Source organism: Olivibacter domesticus (genome assembly GCF_900109575.1).
GTDB classification, from domain to species: Bacteria; Bacteroidota; Bacteroidia; order Sphingobacteriales; family Sphingobacteriaceae; genus Olivibacter; species Olivibacter domesticus.
Genome location: NZ_FOAF01000004.1, coordinates 307,025 through 332,607, shown reverse-complemented (window position 1 = coordinate 332,607; position 25,583 = coordinate 307,025). Strand labels below are relative to the sequence as shown.

The window sequence follows — 25,583 nt, the reverse complement described above, 5'->3', positions numbered from 1 at the left end:
TAATGCAGAAACGATGTAGCATCAGGCACAGCCGCGGCCTTTTTTGTTACTTTTGTGGCTGAAGACAAAAAGTAAACTCATCTTCCTCCCGGAGTGCAATACTGTTTCAAATAGTTCGTATATAATCTTGCCAAATGCGCCGACGTTCCTGCGCCTTCTGAAATAGAATGTGTGCGATTTGGGTAAGACATTAACTGAAATTGTTTATTATGTTTTACTAATTCATTGATTAGCATTTCAGCGTTTTGATAATGCACATTATCGTCTCCCGTACCGTGAATATATAATAAATTACCTTGCAGGTTTTTAGCATGCGTAATGGGAGATCCTTTAATATAATTTTGTTCTGCTTCCGGAGGTACTCCCATATAACGTTCCTGATAAATATTATCATACATCAATTGATTCCCTACAGCAGCCACAGCAATTCCTGTTTTGTAAATTTCAGGATATTGGAATAGTAAATTTAGGGTGGATGAACCGCCACCACTCCATCCCCATACAGCTACGCGGTCAGCATCCACAAAACCCCATTTGAGTATTTCCTTGGCAGCCATTGCCTGATCTCGGATATTAAGGGTGCCGATATTGCCATAGATTGCTTTTCTCCATGCTCTTCCTTTGGGTGCAGGTGCTCCGCGATTTTCTACTGATAGATAAAGATATCCGTCATCTGCCATGCTCCCCTCATAGAGTCGGTTTGAACCGATGCCGTAGGTGTCGGTAACCGTTTGTCCAGCGGGCTCACCATACACCATAAATACTACAGGATATTTTTTAGCTGGATCAAAATTTGTTGGTTTTACCATCCACCCGTCCATCTCTATACCGTCTACCGTTTTAATTTTAAAAAATTCTGGTTTAGGGCTATTTGTAGGAAGATCTCGGTGGACTGGCGCAGCAAATTTTTCTTTATGGTCAGGTAAACTTACCACAGCACCTGAACGATAGGTCATACTACTGCTAAATTCATGTTGTGCTATTTTTCCATTTGGAGAAATTTGATAACTATGGGTTCCTATTTCATCGTCAGGAGAGATTTGTTTTGCTTTCCCGCCTTTTAAAGAAATTTGATACAGATACTTTTGTGTTGCATTCTCAGGGGAAGCACTGAAATATATCTTTTGATTGGTTTCATCTATCAGATCAATTGCAATGATGTCATATTCGCCTGCTGTAAGCAATGTTTCCTTTCCTTTTAAATCTATTTTGTAAATATGACGCCAACCGTCTTTTTCACTTACCCATAGAAATGATTGACCTTCATCTAGCCACTCCCAACCGCTTGGGTCATCGTCATTCCAACGAGATTTTATATCTATCCAAGCATCATCATTTTCCCGGTAAATATCTTTTGCTGATCCATCAGCGATCTGACAAAGTATTAACTTACTTTCATTCTGCTTGCGGTTCAGCTGCTGTATAATAAGTGCCTTTCCATCCAAAGTCCATTCCATACGTGGAATATAGTGTTGTATGGGGTCGCCTGGAACATTCATCTGCTTACTTTCCTTTGTGTTAATATTCACTACATGAACAGTACAGGCGCTTGGATTTTGCCCCGCTTTAGGATACTCAACAGGAATCGTAAAAGAGTAAGTAGAATCAGTCGTGTTTAGCATGAGGTAATTACGAATGGTGCGCGCATCAATTTTCCAATAGGCAATATGTTTACTGTCCGACGACCAGCGGAAACCGTCACGGCAACCAAATTCTTCTTCATAAACCCAATCGAATGTACCGTTAATGATGCGGTCTGTACCATCCGTTGTTAGCTGAGTAACGGTGTTGGTTGCCAGGTCCTCGGTATATAAGTTGTGTTTACTAACATAAGCTACTTGTGTGCCATCAGGGGAAAGCTTGGCAAACATCAATGAGGAGGCAGGTAGGTTTTTTCCTAATTGTGTTAATTGTTTTTTGTTTAAATCATAAATCCAATAATCTCCACGGGTGTGATAACGCCAAACTTTTTTAGTATTGGTGAAGATTAATACTTTTTGCCGATTGTCCGAAATAGTAAAAGATCGAATATTTAACGGGCCGCTGCTATCTTTAGGGGTTAACTGGGCCGCGTCTAAATAACTTGTTGGATGGGTTGGATCCAGCAACTTGATCTCTACTATTTTTCCCTGTTCTATTTCATAATAGGCATTTCCATCTTTGCTCCATTGGGTTTTTACACCAGGTTGGGCAAATAAGAGATTTACAGAAAGGGTACCGAAAAAGAGGCAGCACGCCCATAATAGTTGGTTTATGTTTTTATTCATGTGTGTATTATTATATGTCTTTTCTAATCTCCTCTACTTCCTCTATTGTTTTAGCTAATTCTTTCCCTAGCTTTTTGTATCCCGTATCTGTGACAAGATAATTGTCTTCTATACGTACTCCTCCAAAACTAAGGTATTTTTCAACTTCATTGTAATTAATAAAATCCTTTAACTTATTTTCTGCTTTCCAGCGAGAAAATAATTCGGGAATAAAATAAATACCGGGTTCTACAGTTAGCACATAACCTGCGGCCAATTCTTTTCCCAGACGAAGAGATTTAAGGCCAAAGGTGGTGGTATCTTTCTTCAATGTTTCGGTATAACCTACATATTGTTCTCCAAGGTCCTCCATATCATGTACATCGAGCCCCATCATATGTCCCGTGCCGCATTGAAAAAATAATGTATGAGCACCTAAAGCTACCGCCTCTTCGGTATTGCCTTTCATGAGTCCAATAGATTTTAGTCCTTCTACTAAGGTGCTACAAGCTTTGAAGTGAACGTCTAAATAACGAACACTAGGAGCAAGTAATGCGGATGATTGCTGTAGCGCTTCTAGTACGATGTTATAAATCTCTTTTTGTTTATTTGTGAACGTCTTGCCTACAGGAAACGTTCTGGTGAGATCTCCGGCATAACCCATGGCGGTTTCCGCACCTGAATCGTTTAATACTAACTGACCATCTCTCAACGTGTTCAAGTGCTTATGATTATGCAATATTTCACCATGCACAGATAAAATGGTTGGATAAGCTAAACGACCTCCGGCATTTTGAGCCATTTCTTGTATAGCATTCGCTACTTGCAATTCTGTCGTTCCTGCTTTTGCCAATCGCATGGCTAACAGATGCATATCAACGGATGTATTTACCGCTGTTTCAATTTGCGTAACCTCTTCCTGACTTTTTACCGAACGTTGTGCTACTACCGCTTGGATAAAGGGTGCAGATGCCTGGCTAGCTAATTCTTTCAGACTAAGACCTAACAGGTCGATGAGTTTTAATTTATTCTCTGACTGATACGGAGGAAGGAAATGAATAACTCTTTGTTGCCGTAATGCTTTTTGTAGATAGGGTGCTAATTGTGAAGAAGGTTGTATATCCTCAATGCCTACCTTTCTACATTTTTCCTGGAGTGTTTCCTGTCGACCCATCCATACAATTTCATCAATGGTTAACTCGTCACCAAACAAAATATCCTTATTTTCATCAAGGTCAATGACGGCTGCAAGTTTTGGCTCTTGAATACCAAAATAATATAAAAAAGAACTGTCCTGTCGAAAAGGAAAAGCATTATCTGCATAATTCATGGGGCTCTCATTATTTCCAATAAACAATAAAATTCCTTTTGAGATAGTTGTTTTTAACTGCTTACGACGATCAATATAAGTACTCGAGTGAAACATATTTAATAAAATAGGTGTTTAAATTATGATCCGTTCTTGTTTAAAATTCAATTGCTGTCACCTAGTATAAGGCAATTTTTAATATGTTAAGCCTCCTGCCAGCCGTTGGACCAAAAATTAATTACGGATGAACTGCAAAGGTAAAGGAGTCGCTATAAAAACACCAAATAACCTTTTGAAATTATTTAAAAGGATGACTTTTTGTTTTTGCTCCTGCATTCTTCCTGAAACCGGCATTAGCTTGTCTGCTCGACCCATGTCAGAAACCTAAATCCTGCTTTTGATTCTGGTGACAACTTACGGATCATTGTTATGAAAGGGTAAAATTCATGATTTGTTTGCTAATAATCTATACTGTTTTTCTCTTATGCTGTTCATATTTTAACCTAAGGAGTAGTGTTTTGGTAATCAATTAACAAATATTGACCGTATTTTAACCTATTTTACAATTTATGTTGCATTTATCGGTTAAAATTAGCAAATTCACCCTACCTAATATACCAAACCGATTGAGATGAAGACACTACAATTTACAATTCCGGTTGCGCATGATCGAACAGTAATAGTTCAGGAAGATTGCATGCCCCACTTTTATCCGTATTTACATCGACATCATGAAGCTCAATTGATGTGGATTGTGGAAGGAAAAGGCACCTTAATAGCAGATAATAGTATGCATCCTTTTCAGGAAAATGACATTTTTTTATTAGGAGCAAATCAATCTCATGTCTTTAAAAGCAATGCTGATTATTTTGATGATGCTAACCCGAAACAAGTGCGTTCCGTTTCCGTATTTTTTAATCCGAATGGTAATTTAGCATCTTTTTTCAATCTTCCTGAACTTTATATGTTGCAAACTTTTGTGAAAGATCATACTAATGGCTTTAAGGTGCCTACGGACCATTTCAGAGAGGTTTATAGGCGAATCGTTCGTTTAAAAGAGGCGAATCAGATGGATCAATTAATGCATTTTTTCTATCTGTTGCGTACATTAAGTATCGTGTCAAAAAATGTACCAGCGCTGTCGGGTGGGACAAATGCTATTTCCGAAAATGAAGGAATCCGTATAGGGTCTATTTATAACTTTATTTCTCAAAATTTTACCAAGGCCATTACCCTGGAAGAGGTTGCTGATCAAGCGAATTTAACTCCCCAGGCATTTTGCCGTTATTTTAAGAAGCATACCGGAAACACGTTTGTGGCCTTTTTAAATGAAATGCGCGTGCATGAGGCCTGTAAAAAACTGACTCACCAGAAATGTGAAAGTATATCTGCCGTAGCTTATAATTGTGGTTTTAACAGCATCACAAACTTTAATAGAGTGTTTAAAAGTGTCATAGGAAATTCTCCGAAAGAATTTATGATAAGCTTCCATAAAAATGTTCACTAATGGAGATATGTTAAAATATGCTCACAATTGATTAATACATGGAAGGATGTCTTGAAAAGTACACTTTACCTTTGAAGAAAAAATTAATATAATGAGTAAAGAACTTTGGAAAGGAATTTATCCGGCATTGTTGACTCCCTTTAAAGAGGATGGAACAATTGATTATGACATGTTTAGTAAAAATCTTACAGCCCAATTAGATGCGGGAGTGCATGGATTGATTTTAGCAGGATCACTTGGAGAAGCGAGCACGTTAAGCACTGAAGAAAAATTTGAATTACTCAAATTTACGAAAACAACTGTTGGGAATGACTATCCTGTCGTATTAAATATCGCTGAACAAGGAACGAGAGAAGCGATTGCAATTGCAAAAAAAGCAGAAGAATTAGGTGCAGACGGACTTATGTTATTGCCTCCAATGCGTTATAAAGCTGATAGTAGAGAAACGGTGGAATTCTTTAAGTCAGTCGCGAAGAGTACCTCGCTACCAATCATGATTTATAATAATCCAGTAGATTATGGTATTTTTGTCACAGTAGAGATGTTTGAAGAGTTAGCACTATTGCCAAACATTCAAGCGGTAAAAGAATCGAGCAGAGATCTAACAAATATTACACGAATGATCAATCGATTCGGTGATCGCTTTAAAGTATTAGGTGGTGTTGACCCGATTTCTTTAGAATCCCTTATGATTGGTGCCGATGGTTTAGTTGCAGGTTTGGTAGATGCATACCCAAGAGAAACGGTTGCCATTTATAATTATGTCAAATCAGGTAATTATGAAGAAGCTATTAAAATCTATAGATGGTTCATGCCGTTGTTGGAGCTAGACATCCATCCAAAATTAGTACAATATATTAAATTGGCTGCCGTTAGCGAAGGAATAAGCAATGAATATGTAAGGGCACCCCGACTTACGCTAATAGGAGAAGAACGTGAACGCGTATTGAATGTGATCGAAGCGAGCAAGGCGAATAGACCGCAACTTTCCGTTAACGTTTAAAATTTTAACATAGCTTTAGGGTATTTTGGTAGATAGGTCCAGGGGACCAGTGTCTTAATATCTTGATATGCACAAATAATAGATATGTATAAGGAAACAACGCAGGATAAAGTAGATGAATTGTTAAATGGTGCGGCCGAGGCTTTTCAATACCTTAAAAAAAGATCGATTAAAGACCGTGCTGCACTCATGTATGCAATTGCCGATAAAATAGCGTCTTTAGGCCCAGAGCTAATAACTGCTGCAATGGAGGAAACTTCGCTACCCGAAGCGAGGTTGGTTGGTGAAAAAGCACGTACAGTTTTTCAATGGAGAAGTTACGCTGATAGACTAAAAGACGGAGCTTGTTTATCCGCACGAATTGATACAGCAATTCCTGACAAAACGCCGCCCAAGCCTGATCTTCGTAAGCTGATGGTGGGTGTTGGTCCTGTCGTGGTTTTCGGTGCAAGTAATTTCCCTTTTGCCTTTTCAACCGCCGGTGGAGACACTGCTAGCGCTATCGCTGCGGGTTGCCCGGTTGTACTGAAAGCGCATCCAGGGCATCTTAAAACCTCTTCTTTAATGGCTGACGCCATTTTAAGTGCCTTAAAAGAAGAAGGATGGCCCGAAGGAATTTTTTCACATATTTATGGAAATTCTAACGAAGCGGGCGCCTATTTGGTGAAACATCCATTGGTAAAGTCGGTTGCTTTCACGGGATCTTTCCACGGAGGTAAGGCTTTATTTGATTTAGCAAACACACGAGAAGAGCCTATCCCCGTATTTGCCGAGATGGGAAGTATAAACCCTGTGTTTGCACTTCCTGAAAAGTTAGCGACAAATCCGCAAGACTTCGCAGCTCAATACGCTGCATCTCTTACTTTAGGCGTGGGTCAGTTTTGTACTAATCCGGGTGTGCTGGTGGCAATAAAAGGAGAAACACTTGATGCCTTTAAAAAGGCATTAACAGGGATAATTCAGGGTTCATTACCCGCTAATATGTTACATAAAGGAATAGCCAATGCCTACTCTTCTAACAAAGAAAAAATGTTGTCTCAGAAGGAGGTAACTGTATTGGCAAGTGCTGAAAATAAAGAAATAGAGGGTCAGGGTGCTGCACTAATTGCGGCAACAGATGCTGCCGGCTTGCTTAGCAATGAACATCTACTGGAGGAGGTTTTTGGGCCTTTTGGCCTGATCGTGAGTTGTAATGATGTTGCAGACATGTTATTGGTGGCAAAGAAATTAAAAGGACAACTGACCATTACTTTAGCGGCTACTGAAGCTGATATAAGGCAACAACCTGAATTAGTAAACATATTGCAAGACAAATGTGGACGCCTATTATTCAACGGTATGCCAACAGGTGTGGAAGTTTGTTTGTCGATGCAACATGGCGGTCCTTTCCCGGCAACAACTGATAGCCGCTTTACCTCTGTAGGGTCTGATGCTATCGTGCGCTTTTTACGCCCAATTGCTTTTCAGAATTGGCCAGATGGCTTATTACCCGATGAATTAAAGAACAGTAATCCCTTGGGAATTTATCGTACGGTAGATAATGTATTGACGAAAGAAAGTATTTAGTTCCTAGTTACTCGTTATTAGTTGCCTGCTGTTAGCACGTAAAGCAGACAACTCCTTAAAAGTTAAAATTGAGTTAGAGTAAAATATTAAATGAGTTAACGCTGAAAAACCGATAACTCATAGCCACAAGATGAAGAAAACATTTTTCTGTATAGACGCCCATACCTGCGGTTGTCCGGTGCGTTTGGTTGCTGGTGGTGGACCACTTTTAAATGGGAACTCCATGATGGAACGCCGCCTCCATTTTATGAAAGAATACGATTGGATCCGTAAAGGCCTTATGTTTGAACCTAGGGGGCACGACATGATGAGTGGTAGCATCCTCTACCCGCCATGTGACCCAGCAAATGATATTGGGGTCTTATATATCGAAACAAGCGGTTGTTTGCCAATGTGCGGACATGGTACGATCGGTACCGTAACGGTGGCTATTGAGGAAGGGTTGATTGAACCAAAAACACCCGGTAAGCTGCGACTGGAGACGCCTGCTGGTTTAATTTTAATAGACTATAAGCAGGAAGGTAGGAAAGTTAAATCTGTTAAACTTACGAACGTAAAGTCCTTTCTTTACGCCGAAGCACTGGAGGTTGAATGCCCTGATTTAGGTACCGTAAAGGTTGATGTTGCTTATGGCGGTAACTTTTATGGAATTATCGATCCGCAAGAGAATTTTAAAGATATCGCAGATTTTACCGCGAGTCAGCTTATCCATTATGGCAAAATCATTAGGCAGCTGCTAAATGATAAATATGAATTTATCCATCCAGAGAATTCAAATATCTTTGGCTTGAGCCATATTCAGTGGACAGGAAAAGTGATCGATCCAAAAGCGAGTGGCCGTAATGCTGTATTGGTAGGCGAAAATGCGCTTGACCGTTCCCCTTGCGGAACAGGCACTTCTGCCAGGATGGCGCAGTGGTATGCCAAAGGAAAGCTAAAAAAAGGCGATCAATTTATTCATGAGAGCTATATAGGTTCTCAATTTACAGGAACAATTGAAGAAGAAACAGAAGTAGCGGGTAAGCCTGCTATTATTCCAGGCGTGGAGGGTTGGGCACTAATAACGGGGTATAACCATATCATTATTGATGATGAAGATCCTTATGCTTTTGGTTTTCAGGTGATTTAAATGCTATTGACTACCAAGATTGAGTAATTTTAATTTAACATGACATCAACTACTATAGATACCAATCAATTAAGTAAAGGGAATGTCCTCATCATTGGTGGAGGTATTGCTGGGCTATGTTCTGCCTATTATCTTTTAAATGAAGGATGGCAGGTAACCTTGCTGGATAGCGGAGACTTACAAGACAATTGCTCTTATGGGAATGCGGGAATGCTTGTCCCGAGTCATTTTACGCCTTTAGCTGCGCCCGGCATTGTGGCACAAGGTATCAAGTGGATGTTTAATAGTAAAAGTCCATTTTATGTTAAACCAAGTTTGAGTGCCAATTTAATCTCCTGGGGGCTGAAATTTGTAAAGCATGCCAATAGCGAACATGTTAATCGTTCCGCTCCTTCCATACGTGACCTGAATTTGTTGAGCAGTAATCTATATGACGAAATCGCAAAAGATAAAGGTTTTGATTTCGAATTATTACATAGAGGGATATTAATGCTGTATAAAAGTGAGAAAACAGCGGAAGAAGAGACCCACTTAGCTCATCAGGCACAGGCACTTGGGTTGGATGTTGCCGTTTTGAAGAAGGACGAAGTTCAGCAACTCGAGCCGCATGTAAAACTAGATGTGCTGGGAGCAGTGCATTATCGTTGCGACGGACATTTATATCCGCAGGCACTGATGCAGCAATTGATAGCTTACATAAAAGGAAAAGGTGCGGTTATCCTTGAACATACAAAAGTGACGGATTTTGAAGTGGAGGGAGGAAAAATTGCTAAGGTTATTGCTGGAAATCAAAGCTTCAAAAGCGATAAAGTGGTGATGACTGGCGGCGCGTGGCTGCCGGAACTGGCAAAAAAGGTCGGGCTAAAGATTCCGCTAATGCCAGGTAAAGGATATTCATTTATGTATAAACCAGGCCAGCACACACTGCAACACCCTTCCTTGCTTTTAGAAGCCAGGGTTGCTGTTACACCTATGAATGGCCATATCCGTTTTGGCGGTACTATGGAATTAGCGGCCATTAATAGTAATATTAATATGAATCGTGTGCAGGGCATTGTAGAGGCAATACCTCAATACTATCCTGAGTTACAGGTTGATATTCCTGAAAAGCGAGATGTATGGTTCGGGTTTCGACCATGCTCACCCGATGGATTACCTTATTTAGGTGAAAGCAAAAAGATAAAGAACCTAATTGTAGCGGGTGGTTGCGGTATGATGGGATTGAGTTTAGGGCCGGCAGTAGGGAAGGTAGTAAGTGAACTTATAAATGAGCAAAAGCTTTCCGCAGATATTTCACTTTTCGCGCCCGAACGGTTTTAGTAGATTGAACTGGGGCGCTAGTTCTTTCAAAAAATTTCACACTTTTTCATAGTTTGATACACAAAGCAAACAAATAATAGAATATATTTCTTGTTCTATCGTATGTACTACCAAAAAAACGTTGGTAATGCAGAGTAGGAGGTATGAAAGGACGACAGTCATAGCGAAAGAAAGTATAAGAAGCTATGTCAGTAGTCGATCAGTGGTACTGTTTTGTACGGCAGTAATTCTTGGCGCAGTCATTTTTTACTTCCTTTTTTTTTCGAATAGCCCTCTCAGTAATCATTCCCAGGAGGAAAAGAAGTTTACACCTCAAGCTTCCCTACTAAAATTGGAAGATAGTATCGCTGTCACCAACAAGAAGGTCGAACAGTTAGATCTAGCCATTAATAAGGAATTGCAGAAAGAAGAACCCGTTTTAAAAAAACCGGCACCGAAACAGGTATCAGAATTTAATAAGCAGCTACTTATAAAAAAGATAGACGCCATTTTAAGATACCTCAAAACACCTTTAAATCAATTCAACCAATTACCAACATATTTTATAAACAACCCAAACTTAGAAAAGCAGATAAAAGACTACAATACCGAGCAGGTTAAGATCGCTAAAGAATATCAAGCAAAAAGCAAGTACGACACGTCTTTTTTTGACTCGTTGAGCTTTTTGCAGCGTAATTTAATTGAAAAGTTAATTGCCGAAAAGGACATGCTCGCTCGACGGCCCGTGCAGCGAAAAGTTGAAGTAACAAACAAACGGACAACATCTAAAAGGCTTAATGAATTGCTTCGTGAAAGAGGGGCTATGCTCGATATATATGCTGATCAGTTAGAGCGTTATCAAAAAAAACTTGATAATATGACGGTGGTTCAATTATCCAACCCCTCGATTCCCAATTTGGATCAATCAACTAAAAATACCAGAACTACTGCTCACCAAATCAATAGAATTGTATCTAGTTGGCTATTTATTGCCATACCACTGTTTTTACTTTCATTTAGTGTACCTTTTTTTATTATACTATTTAAAAAATATACTTCGCCTTTTGTTAAACGTCTCGAAGATGTAGAGGTGCCCAGTTCGGAAAAATTCATCACATTAGCGCTCAATAAAAATGTAAATGAGGAGCTCATTGCTTTTAACTACGAACGTTTTGTGAAAGAAGTTAAACGCCTAAAAAAGAGTAAACATGCTATCGTAGCATTTTATTCGGTGGGAGCGGGAGATCAAAAGCAAATAATAAGTAGGCAATTGGGCGTGTTATTGTCCAAGCTTGGAAACTTAGTACTTACTATTAGCTTATTAGATCAGTCAAACGACAAAGAACAGCATGAAAATATATACAGTCTATCCGACTTTACGGCGAACGCAGATGCAATAAAAGAGCGTCTTCTAAAAACAACAAACGATCAGCCATATCATCAAATAAACATTAAAGTCGATAACTCATTAATAGAGCAAGAGCCTCAAGCAACTCATGGGCTTAAATTTTACTGGACCTTGCAACATTATTTAACCAAAACGACATTCAAAAAGGATTTGTTAGCCTTTAAAAAACATTTTGATTATGTAATAATCGATACGCCTGATTTTATGCAGCTTGATTCGTCATTGCTGTTCATACCTTCAAAAAATATAAATATAAACGTTTTTAAGGCTGATAAAACGGAAAGGGCATCCGCCAACTTGCTATGTAAATTAAATGACAACGAGTCGATCCCAACCATTAATGTTATCGATTTCTCGCAGGATCATTTAAACTGACATTCGTTCTTTCTCTGTCCCGAATATTGCTATAAAAGTCACTTGGGTAATACTACTACCTGCAATTGATTATAAACCTATCATGTAAAATAATTGCCTTTTTTTGATTAGAAAATAGTCTGTAGATAGCTTGAAAAGCTGAACATTTAGTTAAGACTTGTTTTTTGAAATCAAGGACTTAATGATTAAGTTTGGGATAAACTATTTGAGAGCCAATTATGTCTAAATTTTTCCTACCAAACAGTAAAAAGTGCTTTATCGTAGTTGTTTTAATAAATGTGTATTTAACAGTTAATGCGCAGATTAAAAGACTCAATCTCCATGATGGCCTTTCAAATAATTCTATTACTGCCGTTTACGAAGACCGATATGGGTTTATGTGGGCAGGAACCTTTGACGGATTGAACCGCTATGATGGGCATCAGTTTAAGATATTTAAGAATAAGCTCCATGATACCCTTTCACTGCCTAACAATAGAATATCCGCCATACAGGAGGATGGTGATGGTGCTCTTTGGATTGGCACAAAACGAGGAGTTTACCGTCTCAATCAAATAAAATGGGAATTCTTGCCCTTATATTATCAGTTCGGTTCTTCTCAGAAAAAAAAGAAATTAACCAATCCAGTTAATGGTCTTTTAAAAAGCAATAATGGTGCACTGTTTATTTGCACAGCTGGGGAGGGGTTATTATTAAAAGAAAACGGAACGAATGTAGCCGTTCAAATTCCGCTAGATGACAAAAAAAAGCAATATTTATTCCATGCGCAGTCGGCAGTTATTGATCAAGATAATACTGTATGGATTTTCATTCAAAACGTAGGTCTTACACGTTATAACACCTCAAAGAGAGTCTTAGAAGTGGTGAATCGTGCTATCTCGCATGCTAATTGTTTGCTGGTAGAGCAGAGTGGAGATATTTTTCTAGGTAATAATAATGGTTTGTACAAATACGAGATGGCGAATAAAAAGCCCATCTCCATCCAATATTATGCGAGCGTAGGCAATTCTCCTATTATGAGTTTAAGCGTTGATAAACAAAGCCAAGTGTGGGTTGGATCTGATGGGGCAGGTGTATTTCAAATCGATCCCAGAACGGAGCATGTTACTAAGCACGAGGTGGGCGATGGCCCGGAGAATCTATCTAGTGCGGCGGTATATGCTGTTTATGTTGATAAAACTAATCGAAAGTGGATAGGTACGTTAAGGGGAGGGCTTAATATTATTGATAAGTCTACAAGTCGTTTTACACTAATCCAACGTAATACCAATAGCGTTTCCCCGCTTAGTAGCAATTTTATTCTTTCATTTTGTGAAGAAAACGATCAAAAAATTTGGATAGGTACCGATGGTGCAGGCATAAGCCTGTGGCACAGATTATCCGGAACCTTTGAGAACTATAAGTATGATGCGCTTAAACCGAACTCGTTGAGTAACAACAATGTCGTAAATATTGTCAAAGATAATGAAGGGTCTATTTGGATTGCCACTTATGGTGGTGGAATAAATAAGTTAGATCCAAAAACGAAGAAATTTAAACGCTATGCCTGCTTCAATGCATCCTATGGATATGAAGAAGTGAATGTGTGGGCTTTATATAAGGACAGCAAGGGTACGATATGGGCTGGAGCCTTATCTGATGGAGGACTGTATCGATTTAATAAAACAGCAGATTATTTTGAGTTGGTTGATAATCGCGTTACAAATCTATTAACCCTCATGGAAGATGAGGCAGGGCAGTTATGGGGAGGTAATTTCAATAGCTTGGTGAAAATAGATCTGGTTAATAAGAATCATGTTTGGTACAAAGTGGGAAGCGCGGTAAGAGCTATTAAAACAGATAGAAAAGGACATCTTTGGGTGGGAACAGAGGGTGCCGGTTTAAAATTTTTCGACAAACAAAGAGGTTTTTTAAAAACATATTCAGAGGTAGATGGCCTGCCGGAAAATGCAGTCCTGAATATACTGGAAGGTGAGCATGGTCGTTTATGGTTAAGTACGTTTAATGGATTATCCGAATTCTCTTCTGCTGAAGATAATTTCAGAAATTTCTTTACAGCAGATGGCTTGCAAAGCAATCAATTTAATTATAATGCTGCTCTAGAGTTATCCACAGGAGAACTACTATTTGGAGGGATAAATGGCTTCAATATTTTTGATCCAAAAGCTATTAAACCATTATCTGACGATGCACCTACCTTAATTACAGGCATACGTATTAATAATAATCCCATTGAACTGTCTGATTTAAATTTTAATAAGCAGAATGTTAGTGATATCCAGTTTTTGCGATTACCGCATGATAAGGCAGTGCTGTCTGTTGATTTTGCAAAATTGGATTACAGCTTTCAAGATAAAATTAATTACGCTTTTTATTTAGAGGGGTGGGAAGAAAACTGGAATTATGTGGGGCATTCACGTTCCGCAAATTACGGTAAGCTTCCATCGGGGAGCTATACCCTGCATATAAAAGCTTCGGATGCTGATGGTGTATGGGATGAGGAAGAACGTCTGCTTTTTATTAAGGTTTCTCCACCTTGGTGGGCTACTTGGTGGGCTTATAGTGCCTATGCTTTTTTAGTATTGTTCCTAATCTTTGTCTATCATAGATATCGCAAAAATGCAAGTAGGCTTCGTTATGAAATTGATAAAGCAACCTTGGAAAAAGAGAAGGAACATGAATTGAACGAGAAAAAGACAGCCTTTTTTACGCACATATCGCATGAGCTGAGAACACCTCTTACGCTCATTATAAATCCTATACGCCAACTTCTTTTGGAAAAAAAGGGATATGAGCATGAAACATTGCAGGTAATTTTTCGAAACAGTAAAAGGCTCTTAAGTATGGTGGATCAGCTACTCTTATTCAAAAAGGCTGATAGCCATAATGATTCATTGAAAATTGCCCGCCTTAATGTGAATGAAATTTGTAAAGAAGTATACCAATGCTATCAACTACAAGCGGCTCAGCAACAGATAGATTTCAAGTTAGCCACAACAAATGAGTTGCAAGAAGTATATGCAGATCGGGAAAAGGTCGAAATTATTCTCTTCAATTTGTTGGCAAATGCTTTCAAATTTACACCATATGGAGGATATATTGGACTAAAAGTAAGTTGCGATCAAGAGAAGGTCCATATACTGGTAGAAGATAGTGGAGCAGGTGTGGCTGATGAGCTAAAGGAAACATTATTCGATAAATTCGCTAGAAATGTGCAACATAAGCAAGTCGGGTTTGGTATTGGCCTATTTTTATCGAAAAAGTTTGCCGAGCTACACCGCGGAACACTCACCTTCCATAATAAGGAGACGGGAGGGGCCACATTTGTCTTATCGTTATTAGCTGGAAAAGAACATTGGACGAATCGTTTAATATATGAGGATATAGATAGTAAGTCAATCTTTTTAGAAGAATTATTGGTTGACGTTGCTTTTACTGAAAAAAATGCACGTACAATAAAACGACCATCTATCATGGCTAATAGCATAGTAGAGAATAAACCCTCTATGATGATTATTGATGATCATAAAGAAATAGGAGATTATTTATGTAATGTATTTGAAGAGGATTTCTCCTTAAAAGTATGCTATAGTGCCGAAGAGGCATTGATGGATATTCATAATTGCAAGCCTCAAATTATTCTTTGTGACGTGATGATGGATAAGATGGATGGACTGCAATTCTGTAAAGAAATAAAGACCGACAAGAATCTACGTCATATTCCTATTATTATGCTAACAGCAAGCAGCTCGGAAGAAAGCAAACTTCGGGGAATTGAGTTAGGGGCAGACGATTATATTAGTAAGCCTTTTAATCAGGCGCATTTAACTGCCCGCGTGCGGGCAATTCTTAGGCAAAAGAAGGACCGCGCAGACGATTTTTATGAAGAAATAACCTTATCAAATCAAACAGGTATTTCAAAGGAAGATGTGAAATTTCTGCAACGTTGTGAGCAGATGATTTTAGAACATTTGCATGAAGGTTTTACCATTAAAGAACTTTCTTTAGAAATAGGAATGAGCCATTCGGCACTTTATAAAAAAATTAAAAATTTATCTGGCCGTACGGCCAATGAATTTATGCGCCTAGTTAAACTTCGAAAAGCGGCTCAGACATTACTTAAAGAGGAGGTTAATATCAATGAGGTGACTATTATTGCGGGCTTTAACGATGTGAAGTACTTCCGGGAACAATTTCAGCAAGCATTTGGCATGACGCCCTCAGAGTATGTTAGAACCTACAGAACTGCTTTCCAAAAGAAATATCAAATGAGTTAGAACGCATTAATCTCTTAAATTAGCAGCTTTTACAAAGAATTTGAGTTAAACCAAAGTCTCCAAAGCTGTTTTAGTTGGAGAACAAAAAAGCCAGCATATTCTTTTCTGCTGGCTTTTTTGCTAATACCTGTCTCCTGATTATTTGATGGGTGCTTTAACCTCTTTTTTTGCAGCCATCACTTTATTTTCTGCTTTTTTACTTTCTGCTTTTGCAGCACGATTCTTATGATGCTTTTTTACACCATCTTCTTTCTTCTGAATTTCAGTTTTGGTAGCAGATGCTGTTTCTTTTTTAACTGTTTGTTGTGCGAATGCGCCGAAAGTTGTTGCAACTAATGCTAGCGCTAAAATTGCTTTTTTCATGGTATTTATTTTTTTAATGCATCGAAACACTTGACTAATCTTATAATGTTAATGTCTCAGCTTCGTTGTTTTGTTATACCAAAGTTGCAACGTGAAAATGAAGTTTTGATGAAGAAAAAGAGAAGATGCATTTTAATAAGCGGCTTTTTCATTGTTGATCTGAAAACTGTTGTATTTACTATAGCTATTTGAGCGAGAATGCTTAAAGAGGGTACTGTCTATTGACTAGGAACGGTTAAACTATCTGTAACAGTAGCGTATTGTAGTTGAAACGCTCTGTAAATGAACTGCTGCTTTTCCACTACATCTTTTAGATCTCCTTTGGTGTTGGCAGGAACACGATATCGGATAGGGTGCGCTTTCAGAATAAAGCTCGTGCTGTCTTTCCATCTGACAGTAGTACCGATATAATCGGTATTATAAAAAAAAACATCCGGCAACAAATTTCCTGTGCTATCATGTAACATGTCGCCTTCGCGACTAATAATCAATTCACCATGAATGTTTTCATAGGAAAGCTCTTTTCCCAGCTCATCGATAGACGTACCAATGTTAATGCGAGGAGGTGAAACACTTATCTGAAATTTGCCATCAGTCGAGCGGTAATCTCTCACGGAATCACTGGCACCAGATAACTCATGGAATTCATTTTCAGAAGATACTTGGGTCTTTAGTATAATACGGCTATGGGTAAGACTGTTGTATAGGGTATCAGTTTGTTGATACATTGTGTTTAGCTGACCATTTGAAATACAGCCAGACATTATAAGGAGGGTTGCTAAGATTATGAATACCGTAAATCTCATTTTATTGATTAAAAATACGATATTTTATAAAGGTGCGGAAAATAAAAACGATAAAAAATTAATAACTGGAAAGTTCACGTAAGGAGTGCAGGCGTAAATATTGCTTTTTTATAGTACTTTTCTTTAAATTTTGGAGCATTTTACTGACCTTATCTGATCTGCCAGCTTAAAGTTGAGATCTTTGTTATGCCAAAGATGTAAAGTGGAAATTTGATAGAGAAGAAACTAGCTATGCGGAATAGGTACGCTTAATTCTATGGTAGTGCCTTCGTGAAGAATACTAGACACATGGATATCCACAGCATGAAAAACAGCAATGCTTTTGACAATAGCCAGCCCTAAACCATGTCCTTCCTCTGGTGATGTACTGAACCGTTCATAACGGTTAAATATTCTTTGCACAGCTTCTTCTGTCATACCTATTCCGGAATCTTCAAAGAAGAGAATTATATTTCCATCTTTAATTTCATTTGAAATTTTGATTGTCCCTTGTCGTTTATTGTACTTTATAGCATTCTTTATCAGGTTAGCGAATAAGATATGGATGAGGGTTGAATTTCCTTTAATATGGATGTCTTTAGCAAGCATATTATGGAAATGAATATCCTTACTTGCCAGTAAGTCTTCCATCTCCATTTCAATTTCGCCAACCAGGTTTGCGAGATTGATTTCTTCAAACTTTTCATATTGCCCATTTTCAATTTTCGCAATCAAAAGCAGGTCTTTTATAGTCCGTTTTATAAAGGTAAGCGTTAGCAGCGAGTCGTTGATTTTTTTAAAGGCAGCGGCCGATAAGCTTTCATCGTTAAGCAGATTTTCAAAGCGAGTACTTAAGGTGCTGATGGGCGTTAATAGCTCATGTGAAACATTCGACGTAAATTGCTTCTCTACGTCTAACTGCTTACTGACCTTTTCCATCAACTGCATTAAACTCTTATCAAGTAGCACAAAATCTTCAGTGTTTGTTTTCTCAGGCACATAGCTAAACGAGAGGGGATCATGAATTTTATTTAGTTTCTTGTCGACAATATTGTAGAATGGTCTTAGTAATCGGTTGGTAAAGGCGATGTCGATAATTAAGGTTACAGCAACAGAGATAAAAAGAACTAAAAATGTAAACAACCAAATGCTCTTTTCGAGCTGTGCCAGTACGGACATCGTTTCACCTATTTCCAGCCGATAATTGTGGTGGTTGAATCGAAAGTAATAAGTATAAACAAGATATTCGTGCACTTCACCTTCTATTTCGCGCGTTTGCTTAGTAAAGTTGTCATGGTTAACGTTAATAACCTTCCTAATGGGGGTAAGTATAATAAATTCTTCTTTTAAGATATTATAATCGGTAAAGTTAACCTGACTTTGAATCAGGTCATCGATATGGTCTTGGGTAAGCCCTGACATAAACTTCTTACCTTTGTCAACCAAACGTTCCTGTAAATGATAGTTGGAAATGCCATCAGTAAAAACATAAATAACAAAGCTCAATACTAAAATAATAACGATTTTTGTGAGTGAATTATATAACGCTATTTTATTAGAAAGCTTCATCTTCCATGCTGTTAAATCTTAATTCGATAACCCATACCACGCACGGTTTCAAACCAGTCAACTTTTGCATAATTTCTTAATTTCGTGCGTAAGTTTTTTATATGAACATCTACAAAATTAGAATCCGCATATGCATCATATAAATCACCCCACACGTGCTCTGTTAAACTCATGCGTGCAACTACCTTATTCTTATTTAAAATAAGATAGTTTAAAATTTCATATTCTTTTTTAGTAAGGTTTAATTCTTGGTCCTCATAACTGAAGGTTCTTTGTTGTATGTTTAATGAAAAACCATGCACCATAATGTTGTTGTCATTAAGTTGATGCTTTCTGCGTAAAATAGCATGGATCCGCGCGCGCAGCTCTGCTAAAGAGAAGGGTTTTGGTAGGTAATCGTCTGCCCCTAATTCCAAGCCCACAATGCGATCGTCTGTTGCTCCCCGGGCAGAAAGAACAATGACGGCATCCTTTCTATTTTTGATCCTTTTTAGCTCTTTTAATACCTCCAGGCCGTTTCCATCAGGTAATGTAATATCCAACAGGATAAAATCATATTCTACTTCATTTATTTTCTCAAGAGCAGAACTTTTTTTCCACGCATGGTCGATGATGCAACCTTCTTCTGTAAAGAGAAATTCGGCAATCTCCAATGCAAGATCCTTCTGGTCTTCTATAATGAGAATTTTCATGTTTACCGAAATGGTAGATCCATTATGTTAATCTTTTAATGCACTTAAACATTGATTTCAATCCCTTAAGCACTTAGATAAAGATAGAAAATTTAGTAGATATTCATCCTTACTGTCGCATCTCAAAATTTCTCCACCCATCCACCTCCATCACAACAATTATTGTTAATTGAGCTAGATACTTTGTTCGTACCTGCTTCGTCTCTCTGGGAATCATCTAGCGGGCATACGGTGATTAACTGGGAGTTCGCTCTAGGCGGCGTGTAGTGGTAAGTCCCGTATGATCCCCAGCTTACTCTTATTGGAACGACGAAAGTTGGTTGCAGGTAGCTACGATTTGTTTTGTTGGATGTAATGTGCAAGTATAACTACATCTGAATAAAAAAGTCGTCAAATCGATTTTAGCTTAGTTAGCGTATTATTTTGCCCCCCTAATTATCATATTTCAACCCCTGTTTCATCGGTTAAAATCTTCCATTATTGCAATACAATAGGATGACTGGTCAATATCTAACCACAATGCCTTTATCTATTAAAACCAACCAACAACATTATGAATTGTAATTTTTTTAAATTATGAGAGAGCCAAAGGTATATTATTTCCGATATGGAAGTTTATTGTTCATTTCTCTTTTGCTCTTAAGTGTGCGGCTTGTAGCTGCACAGAACATTCAAGTTACCGGCATTGTCAGAGATGCGCATGGCCCTGTTCCAGGTGTATCGATTAAGGAGAAAAGCAGTGGAAAAGCCCTGGGGCAAACGGGGGATCAAGGGACGTTTAAAATTGAAGCTACAAAAGAGGCTACATTGATTTTTTCATTCATAGGCTATCAATCGAAAGAAGTAAGTCTACGTGCACTGACTCCAAACGATCAGGGAACTTATGTATTAAAGGTGGAACTATTTCCCGATGAAGCCAATAACCTGGAGGAGGTTGTAGTAGTCGGATTCGGGACACAGAGGAAAGTGAATTTGACAGGAGCCGTAGGAACAGTAAGTGCGAAGGATTTGGAAGCTCGACCTGTGCAGAACGTTACACAGGCGCTTCAAGGAGTTTTGCCAGGATTAAATATCTCCACACAAGGATTGGGGGGAACACTTAATGCGGGCAGGAGTGTCAATATTAGAGGAACCGGGACAATTAGCGGTTTTTCGTCGGGAAGTCCCCTAGTGTTAATAGATGGTTCTGAAGGATCCTTGGATGCCTTGAATCCACAAGACATAGAAAATATATCGGTATTGAAAGATGCCGCCTCTTCTGCCGTATATGGCTCACGGGCCCCATTTGGAGTTATTTTAGTGACAACCAAGAAAGGCGCATCCGGAGCAGCACGCATCAATTATAATAACAGTTTTCGGTGGAGCACACCGGTATTGTTGTTGAAAATGATGAATTCTTATGAGTTTGCCAATTATTGGAATGACGCGGATTATAATGGCGGTGGAAGCGGACAAAAATTTGCGCCTACAGTAGTTCAAAAGATGAAGGACTATATAGACGGCCTTTTGGACCCAAATGATGTGGCTGTAGCAAGACCGGATGGTAAATGGGATTACGATAATACTTATGGGAATGTGGATTGGATGAAGGAGTATTATCGCGATTGGGCCCCTACGAACGAGCATAATCTTAGTATCAGTGGCGGTTCTGATAAATGGACTTATTATCTGTCAGGTAACTTTCTGAATCAGGGAGGCTTTATGCGCTATGGAACAGATAAATTTAATCGATATGGCATTACTGCTAAGATAAGCGGCCAGCTATCTAATAATCTGAGTGTTGAATATATGAATCGACTTATTCGTACGAATTATGGTAGACCTACGTCCATGACGGATGGGTTCTACGATAATGTTATGCGAAGAGCTAGACCAAACCGGGCACTTTATGATCCGAATGGGTTTTATATGTCGGATATTAACTATGTAGATGCCCTGCAAAATGGCGGAAGAAGAACGGATGAACAGGATTACATTACGCAGCAGCTGAGAATGACTTATACACCAGTCAAGAATTTGAATGTTATTGGTGAGTTAAACTACAGAACGGAGACGCAATTTGTTCATGAAGATGCTTTCAAAGTGTATTCACGCAACGCTGATGGGGTAGGACAATATGTCTCGCTGCTTAGCCCTGCCAATGATTATGTTTATGAATATGCCCGAAAATTATACTTCTTCAATCCCAATGTTTATGCAAATTATACAAAAAGCATAAATGATCACAATTTTAAATTGATGACGGGATTTCAGTCCGAATGGACAAGCACGAAGAACTTCAATGCACAACGAATGGACTTGATCACCACCGAACTGCCTGTATTGGGTTTAACAGGTAACCCTGTTCCTACTGTAAGTGGCGGTTTGGATAAATGGTCAACTGCCGGTTTTTTTGGTCGCATCAACTATGATTATAAAGGTAAGTATTTACTTGAAGGTAACCTGAGGTACGACGGATCGTCACGTTTTAGAAGAGATGAGCGGTGGAACTGGTTCCCTTCTGTTTCTGCGGGATGGAATATTGCACAGGAAGATTTCTTTCAACCTTTGGCCAATACAGTGCAGATGTTAAAGCTTCGGGTTTCTTATGGAAAGTTGGGCAATCAAAACACATTAGATAATTGGAATCCGGAATATTACCCTACTTATCAGACTATTCCGACAGGAACTGCGAATGGTGGCTGGTTGGTAGATGGAGCTAGGCCTAACACTTCCAGTGCTCCGGGTTTGATAAGCACGATGTTAACTTGGGAGAAGATTCGTAACTGGAACGCTGGTTTGGATTGGCAGGCATTAAACAGTCGCTTGAGCGGCTCGTTTGATTACTATTTACGCTATACAGATGACGGACTTGGTCGTGGCCAAACTTTGCCGGCTACATTGGGAACAGGTGTTCCCTTAATAAATAATATTGACATCGTTACTAAGGGGTTTGAGTTTACGTTGGCTTGGGATGACAAAATTGGAGAAGTTTCCTACGGTGCAAAATTGAATCTTTCCGATTCTAGAACAAAAGTCCTCAACTTTTATAATCTAACCAATGATATCGGAAATTATATCGCAGGCCAATATATTGACAATATATGGGGGTACCATACTATTGGCATAGCTAGAACGCAAGAAGAAATGGATGGTCACTTAGCGTCTCTTCCAAATGGCGGTCAGACAGCTATATCTGGTGGTGCTTGGGAAGCGGGAGATATTATGTATGCTGATCTCAATGGAGATGGAAAAGTGGACGGTGGTGCCAACTCTTTAACAAATCCGGGTGATAGGACAATTATAGGGAGCTCTACTCCCCGTTATGCAATAGGGATGAATTTCAATGCAAGTTGGAAAGGATTTGATATCAGTATGTTTTGGCAGGGAATTCTTAAAAGGGATTGGGCACCATCAGGTATGGTATTCTGGGGTACCACCGGTGCAGGTGATTTTTGGTCGACTGCGTTGAAAGAACACTTGGACTATTTCCGTGCAGATGAAAATCATCCCCTCGGACAAAATTTAGATGCTTATTATCCAAGACCATTGTTCAATGGGAAAAATCAGCAGGCACAGACGGGGTATCTGCTGGATGCTTCTTATATAAGGCTCAAAAACTTCCAGCTTGGTTACACCTTACCCAACTCCTTGATCAGAAATATCAAAATGTCTAATGTTCGCTTATTTGTTTCGGGTGAAAACCTATTGACATTTACCAAGCTCAATGATACGCTTGATCCGGAATCAATAGGTATAGGGCGTCAAGGAGGAACAGTATATCCTTTGCAAAAGGTCTTTTCATTTGGGATTAATGCAAACTTTTAAGTCAAATAAACATGAAAACGAATAAATTCATTGATATAAAAAGAGCAACATTTCTTTGTTTTTTGACCATTATGGTCATAGGATGCAACAAGCATCTCGATATTACGCCACAGGCAGAAGTATCGCCAGAGAATTATTTTAATGACGAAAGCCATCTCAGCGCCTATACTATAGCGCGTTATCAAGATGTGTTCAGAACTACAGACGGGACAGGTGGTGCAGGCCTCTATTTAGACGATGCGGCCACCGATAATATGACAAATCGCGGAAGCAATAACAGGTTCTTGCCAGGACAGTGGCGTGTTGGTGCTACTGGAGGTGGCTGGTCCTTTGGTACTATTTTTCAATTGAATTATTTTTTGCAGACGGTCTCAGCGAAGGTAGAAGCGGGTAGCGTTTTTGGAAACGCTAACAACATCAATCATTATATTGGTGAGGCTTATCTAATGAGAGCATTTGTCTATTTCGGAAGGTTGATGGAAATGGGGGACTTCCCCATCATTACAGAAATATTACCTGATCAACAGGCTGCCCTAGTAGAGGCAAGTAAACGGAAACCTCGGAATGAAGTTGCGCGTTTTATTCTAAATGATCTTGATAAGGCTGCCGAACTGCTGTTAACGGTTCCACCAGCTGGAGGGCGAACCCGGATCTCAAAAGACGTAGCTTACTTAATTAAATCCAGGGTAGCATTATTTGAAGCAACATGGTTGAAATATCATCAAGGAACTGCATTGGTGCCTAATGGTCCCAATTGGCCAGGAGCAACGAAGGACTACAATAGCGGCTATCAATTTCCTGCCGGAAGTATAGAGGGTGAAGTTGACTTTTTTTTAGGAGAGGCAATGTCGGCAGCAAAGGTTGTGGCAGATGCACACGCGTTGTCCGTTAATTCAAAGAACATCAAGCAGAATGCTGCTGATCCGAGTAATCCTTATTTTGAAATGTTTAATGCTGAAAATCTTGCAGGATATGATGAAGTTTTGCTGTGGAGAGATTTTGATTTAACACTAGGAGTTGTTCAATATTGGAATCATTACATGTATTACGGCAATGGTTATGGGTATACACGTCAATTTGTTGATAATTTTTTGATGGATAATGGTCTGCCTATTTACGCTACCGGTTCTGGATACCAAGGAGACGATTTTGTAGGAGAAGTCAAAGTGAATCGAGATTGGAGACTTAGGTTGTTTATGCGAGCACCGGGAGAAACTAAAGCATTCATAAGCCTATCTGCCGGTACAACACCGGAGGTTGAGCCAACGGTTCCAAATATAGACCTTGCAAGCCGGTTTTTGGAAGGCACAGGTTACTCCATCAAAAAGGGCCTGTCTTATGATAATAATATGCAGTCTATTGTTGGCCGAGACGTAACAGCCCTTGTATGTTTTAGGGCGGCGGAGGCCTATCTCAATTATATAGAGGCGTGTTTTGAAAAAAATGGTGGACTCGATGGTAGTGCTACTAGTTATTGGCAAGCAATAAGGAATCGCGCCGGAGTGAATCCAGACTTCAATATAACCATAGCGGCAACAGATATGAGTAAAGAAGGATCGAATGATTGGGGAGCTTATTCTCACGGCAACTTCATTAATCCCACACTCTACAATATCCGTCGTGAAAGAAGAGCAGAACTGATGGTAGAAGGGCTACGTTATATGGACCTGATACGCTGGCGGGCAATGGACCAGTTAAATGGATTCAAGATAGAGGGAATAAAAGTTTGGGGGCCGATGCAGGATATATATGGCAATAGACTGAAATACGGAGGAACAACCACCAACACGGTGTCCGACCCATCTCTTGGTATTTATCTAAGAATACATCAGATTTCCCCCAACAATCAATTTTATGATGGCTACTTTTTTACCGAGGCACACTACCTGAGTCCTATTGCGACCGAGCATTTTCTGATTTCTTCGCCAGATGGGCAGTCTATGGAAACCTCGCCTATTTATCAGAACCCTGGATGGCCCCTTACAGCGGGTGCCGGCCCCATTGGATATTAGCCTTGGGAAGTGCTAATTAGACTAATAACGCATAGCAGGTAAGCAAAATGAGAAGAAAATAGAGCTAGATAAAAAGATGGGGAATAATTTCGAGCAATAATGCATATTAAATTGCTCATTTTCTTGATCTTTATGACGGTGATTGGAGAACGATATAATTACACATAAAAGGGTCTACAGGAATCTGTAATTGGGGTTAGCTCATGAAAAGATACTTATTACCCTATAAATATCAT

At 39.1% G+C, this 25,583-nt stretch carries 15 protein-coding genes; 9 read left to right on the top strand and 6 right to left on the bottom strand.

Annotated elements, in window-relative coordinates; all coding sequences use genetic code 11:
* Window positions 1–77: 77 nt before the first annotated feature.
* A complete protein-coding gene (locus tag BMY50_RS17710) occupies window positions 78–2,267 on the bottom strand; it encodes a S9 family peptidase (protein ID WP_093326927.1) in 2,190 nt (729 codons plus the stop codon).
* A 10-nt stretch (window positions 2,268–2,277) separates the two neighbouring features.
* Window positions 2,278–3,672, bottom strand: coding sequence for an aminopeptidase P family protein (locus BMY50_RS17705; protein WP_093326924.1), 1,395 nt, complete (start codon window positions 3,670–3,672; stop codon window positions 2,278–2,280).
* Between the two features lie 514 nt (window positions 3,673–4,186).
* On the opposite strand from BMY50_RS17705, the gene BMY50_RS17700 reads away from it, so the two are divergent.
* The 7 genes from BMY50_RS17700 to BMY50_RS17670 all read left to right on the top strand — a co-directional run bounded on the left by BMY50_RS17700 (window position 4,187) and on the right by BMY50_RS17670 (window position 16,119).
* On the top strand, window positions 4,187–5,062 hold the full coding sequence (locus tag BMY50_RS17700) for an AraC family transcriptional regulator (RefSeq protein WP_093326922.1): 876 nt from the start codon (window positions 4,187–4,189) through the stop codon (window positions 5,060–5,062).
* A 91-nt stretch (window positions 5,063–5,153) separates the two neighbouring features.
* Complete coding sequence (locus BMY50_RS17695) at window positions 5,154–6,065, top strand: dihydrodipicolinate synthase family protein (protein WP_093326919.1); 912 nt, start codon at window positions 5,154–5,156, stop codon at window positions 6,063–6,065.
* An 84-nt stretch (window positions 6,066–6,149) separates the two neighbouring features.
* Window positions 6,150–7,631, top strand: coding sequence for an aldehyde dehydrogenase (NADP(+)) (locus tag BMY50_RS17690; RefSeq protein ID WP_093326916.1), 1,482 nt, complete (start codon window positions 6,150–6,152; stop codon window positions 7,629–7,631).
* A gap of 130 nt (window positions 7,632–7,761) precedes the next feature.
* A complete protein-coding gene (locus BMY50_RS17685) occupies window positions 7,762–8,760 on the top strand; it encodes a 4-hydroxyproline epimerase (protein ID WP_093326913.1) in 999 nt (332 codons plus the stop codon).
* Between the two features lie 39 nt (window positions 8,761–8,799).
* Complete coding sequence (locus BMY50_RS17680) at window positions 8,800–10,080, top strand: NAD(P)/FAD-dependent oxidoreductase (protein WP_093326910.1); 1,281 nt, start codon at window positions 8,800–8,802, stop codon at window positions 10,078–10,080.
* A 127-nt stretch (window positions 10,081–10,207) separates the two neighbouring features.
* A complete protein-coding gene (locus tag BMY50_RS17675; protein WP_139202286.1) occupies window positions 10,208–11,842 on the top strand; it encodes a hypothetical protein in 1,635 nt (544 codons plus the stop codon).
* Between the two features lie 218 nt (window positions 11,843–12,060).
* Window positions 12,061–16,119 (top strand): hybrid sensor histidine kinase/response regulator transcription factor, encoded by a 4,059-nt coding sequence (locus BMY50_RS17670; RefSeq protein WP_093326904.1) that lies wholly within the window; start codon window positions 12,061–12,063, stop codon window positions 16,117–16,119.
* 138 nt (window positions 16,120–16,257) lie between these two features.
* Here BMY50_RS17670 and BMY50_RS17665 read toward each other — a convergent pair whose 3' ends face one another.
* The 4 genes from BMY50_RS17665 to BMY50_RS17650 all read right to left on the bottom strand — a co-directional run bounded on the left by BMY50_RS17665 (window position 16,258) and on the right by BMY50_RS17650 (window position 19,528).
* Window positions 16,258–16,482: a hypothetical protein gene (locus BMY50_RS17665; RefSeq protein ID WP_093326901.1), complete on the bottom strand. Its 225-nt coding sequence runs from the start codon at window positions 16,480–16,482 to the stop codon at window positions 16,258–16,260.
* A 218-nt stretch (window positions 16,483–16,700) separates the two neighbouring features.
* Window positions 16,701–17,210, bottom strand: coding sequence for a hypothetical protein (locus tag BMY50_RS17660; RefSeq protein WP_139202285.1), 510 nt, complete (start codon window positions 17,208–17,210; stop codon window positions 16,701–16,703).
* 303 nt (window positions 17,211–17,513) lie between these two features.
* Entirely contained in the window at window positions 17,514–18,836 is a 1,323-nt protein-coding gene (locus BMY50_RS17655) for a sensor histidine kinase (RefSeq protein WP_093326896.1), read from the bottom strand.
* A gap of 11 nt (window positions 18,837–18,847) precedes the next feature.
* Window positions 18,848–19,528, bottom strand: a complete 681-nt coding sequence (locus BMY50_RS17650) for a response regulator transcription factor (RefSeq protein WP_093326894.1) — start codon at window positions 19,526–19,528, stop codon at window positions 18,848–18,850.
* 576 nt (window positions 19,529–20,104) lie between these two features.
* Here BMY50_RS17650 and BMY50_RS17645 point away from each other — a divergent pair.
* Together BMY50_RS17645 and BMY50_RS17640 are read left to right on the top strand one after the other, a co-directional pair.
* Window positions 20,105–23,335, top strand: coding sequence for a SusC/RagA family TonB-linked outer membrane protein (locus tag BMY50_RS17645; protein WP_093326891.1), 3,231 nt, complete (start codon window positions 20,105–20,107; stop codon window positions 23,333–23,335).
* Between the two features lie 11 nt (window positions 23,336–23,346).
* Entirely contained in the window at window positions 23,347–25,347 is a 2,001-nt protein-coding gene (locus tag BMY50_RS17640; RefSeq protein ID WP_093326889.1) for a RagB/SusD family nutrient uptake outer membrane protein, read from the top strand.
* Window positions 25,348–25,583: the final 236 nt, after the last annotated feature.

What these genes read in the sequence shown, in the direction of transcription:
- BMY50_RS17710 (WP_093326927.1), bottom strand. Translation starts at nt 2,267, where the DNA reads ATGAATAAAAACATAAACCAACTATTATGGGCGTGCTGCCTCTTTTTC.
- BMY50_RS17705 (WP_093326924.1), bottom strand. Translation starts at nt 3,672, where the DNA reads ATGTTTCACTCGAGTACTTATATTGATCGTCGTAAGCAGTTAAAAACA.
- BMY50_RS17700 (WP_093326922.1), top strand. Translation starts at nt 4,187, where the DNA reads ATGAAGACACTACAATTTACAATTCCGGTTGCGCATGATCGAACAGTA.
- BMY50_RS17695 (WP_093326919.1), top strand. Translation starts at nt 5,154, where the DNA reads ATGAGTAAAGAACTTTGGAAAGGAATTTATCCGGCATTGTTGACTCCC.
- BMY50_RS17690 (WP_093326916.1), top strand. Translation starts at nt 6,150, where the DNA reads ATGTATAAGGAAACAACGCAGGATAAAGTAGATGAATTGTTAAATGGT.
- BMY50_RS17685 (WP_093326913.1), top strand. Translation starts at nt 7,762, where the DNA reads ATGAAGAAAACATTTTTCTGTATAGACGCCCATACCTGCGGTTGTCCG.
- BMY50_RS17680 (WP_093326910.1), top strand. Translation starts at nt 8,800, where the DNA reads ATGACATCAACTACTATAGATACCAATCAATTAAGTAAAGGGAATGTC.
- BMY50_RS17675 (WP_139202286.1), top strand. Translation starts at nt 10,208, where the DNA reads ATGCAGAGTAGGAGGTATGAAAGGACGACAGTCATAGCGAAAGAAAGT.
- BMY50_RS17670 (WP_093326904.1), top strand. Translation starts at nt 12,061, where the DNA reads ATGTCTAAATTTTTCCTACCAAACAGTAAAAAGTGCTTTATCGTAGTT.
- BMY50_RS17665 (WP_093326901.1), bottom strand. Translation starts at nt 16,482, where the DNA reads ATGAAAAAAGCAATTTTAGCGCTAGCATTAGTTGCAACAACTTTCGGC.
- BMY50_RS17660 (WP_139202285.1), bottom strand. Translation starts at nt 17,210, where the DNA reads ATGTATCAACAAACTGATACCCTATACAACAGTCTTACCCATAGCCGT.
- BMY50_RS17655 (WP_093326896.1), bottom strand. Translation starts at nt 18,836, where the DNA reads ATGAAGCTTTCTAATAAAATAGCGTTATATAATTCACTCACAAAAATC.
- BMY50_RS17650 (WP_093326894.1), bottom strand. Translation starts at nt 19,528, where the DNA reads ATGAAAATTCTCATTATAGAAGACCAGAAGGATCTTGCATTGGAGATT.
- BMY50_RS17645 (WP_093326891.1), top strand. Translation starts at nt 20,105, where the DNA reads ATGAGAGAGCCAAAGGTATATTATTTCCGATATGGAAGTTTATTGTTC.
- BMY50_RS17640 (WP_093326889.1), top strand. Translation starts at nt 23,347, where the DNA reads ATGAAAACGAATAAATTCATTGATATAAAAAGAGCAACATTTCTTTGT.